At 43.7% G+C, this 1842-nt stretch carries 2 protein-coding genes; both read left to right on the plus strand.

Annotated elements, in window-relative coordinates; translation table 11 throughout:
- Window positions 1–210: IS66 family insertion sequence element accessory protein TnpB (tnpB, locus tag FCS21_RS15670; protein WP_138624469.1), on the plus strand; the 210-nt coding region annotated here is incomplete at its 5' end.
- An 86-nt stretch (window positions 211–296) separates the two neighbouring features.
- Window positions 297–1820: an IS66 family transposase gene (gene tnpC / locus FCS21_RS15675; RefSeq protein ID WP_138624470.1), complete on the plus strand. Its 1524-nt coding sequence runs from the start codon at window positions 297–299 to the stop codon at window positions 1818–1820.
- The last annotated feature ends 22 nt before the right edge of the window (window positions 1821–1842 follow it).

The following is a 1842-nucleotide window of genomic DNA, read 5'->3' on the forward strand; positions in this document are numbered from 1 at the left end:
TCCAACAAAGCGAAAGATAAACTCAAATTAGTGTACTGGGATAAAACGGGGTTTGCTTTGTGGTATAAGCGACTCGAAAAACAAAAGTTCAAATGGCCAAATAAAGCCACTTTGCAAGAATTTGAGCTCAGTCCCCAGCAACTAAATTGGTTGTTGTCGGGATATGATGTGCTTGGCCATGAAGAATTGCAGTATCAATCTATGATCTAATTAACAGTAAACGATCATTGCCACACATCCATTTTTATTTGCTCTGCAAACGAGAAAAGTGCATAAAATTTTGTTAAATTGCAGGGATGAAACTTGATGCACACTCACTGCCTGACGACCCAGAACAACTCAAGCGCATGCTGCTTGAGTTGCAGCAGCGCATGGATGAAGAGTTAGCTAAAAAAGATGCGCAAATCCACGAATTGCTGCAAGCTTACAACGCGAAACTTGCCAAAGAATATGCCAAGAAATCAGAAAAAATGCCGGGGGCGGGTGAAGTATTTAATGAAGCGGAAGAAACGCTTGATGAGCATGATAAAGCGCTATTGACCACATCGCCCACAGTAAAGAAAGAAAAAGCCAAACCTAAACGCTGCCCACTGCCAGCGCAGTTACCGCGAGTAGAGGTGATTATTGACCTCGATGAGGGTGAAAAAGTATGTGATTGCTGTGAAAGCGCCTTACATAAAATGAGTGAAAGCAGCAGTGAAGCGTTAGAGTTTGTGCCAGCACATATCAAAGTGATTAAAACGATTCGCCCGAAATATACATGCCGTCACTGTGAGAAAGAAGGTATTGATTGTGTGGTGAAATCCGCCCCAATGCCCGCAGTACCCATTCCAAAAAGTATCGCAACGGCCAGCTTGCTGAGTCAAATAATCACCTGTAAATACCAGTTTGGCCTACCGCTTTATCGCCAAGAAACAATGTTAGGCGATATTGGTATAGAATTGAGCAGACAAACCATGTCGAGCTGGATGCTACGCTGCGCGCAACTATTGTCTCCCCTATATCAACGCTTAAAAGAGGTGCTGTTATCGCAAGCGGTTATTCACGCTGATGAAACCCCGTTAAACGTCATTAACGCAGATAAAGCGACCAGCTATATGTGGCTGTATTGTTGTGGCGATGATAAACCGGGTAAAGGCACTAATATTGTCCTGTTCGATTATCATAACAGCCGTGCAGGCCAATGTGCGGTTGATTTTCTTGATGGTTACCAAGGCTACCTACACGTTGATGGCTACAAGGCATATGAGCAAACTCAGGCAACACTGGTTGCATGCCTTGCTCATATGCGTCGTAAATTCATCGAAGCGAAAGGCAATAATAAGAAAACAGGCAAAGCGGATGTGGCGCTCAACCTCATTGGTAAACTCTACGGTATTGAGCAAGCCATTAAAGATAAATCAGCCACGGAAAAGTACACTGTTAGACAACAAAAAGCCAAACCTATTGTTGACGAGTTATACCAATGGTTGCTCAAACACAAAGAGAAAATCCCGCCCAAAATGGCGCTAGGTAAAGCCATTAACTACGCGATAAATCAATTTGAAAAATTCCGGCGTTACTTAGAGGATGGCAGACTTAAAATAGATAACAACCGCGCAGAGCGAGCCATAAAACCCTTCGTGATAGGCCGAAAAAACTGGCTGTTCTCAAATACCAGTAATGGCGCGCATGCCAGCGGCATACTCTATAGTCTTGTTGAAACCGCAAAGGCCAATGACCTTGTGGTGCATGATTATATTTCTACTTGCTTACAGCACCTTGCTGAGCAGCCAGGTAACATTGAGCCGCTGTTACCTTGGAACATTAAGAAAAGCTAGGTGTCGTTAGCTATACGCTTAC

Source organism: Colwellia ponticola (assembly GCF_005885605.1).
In the GTDB taxonomy this organism is placed as follows: Bacteria; Pseudomonadota; Gammaproteobacteria; order Enterobacterales; family Alteromonadaceae; genus Colwellia; species Colwellia ponticola.

Bases quoted from the DNA above. Each gene is read 5' to 3' on its own strand.
- tnpC (WP_138624470.1), top strand. From the start codon at position 297: ATGAAACTTGATGCACACTCACTGCCTGACGACCCAGAACAACTCAAG.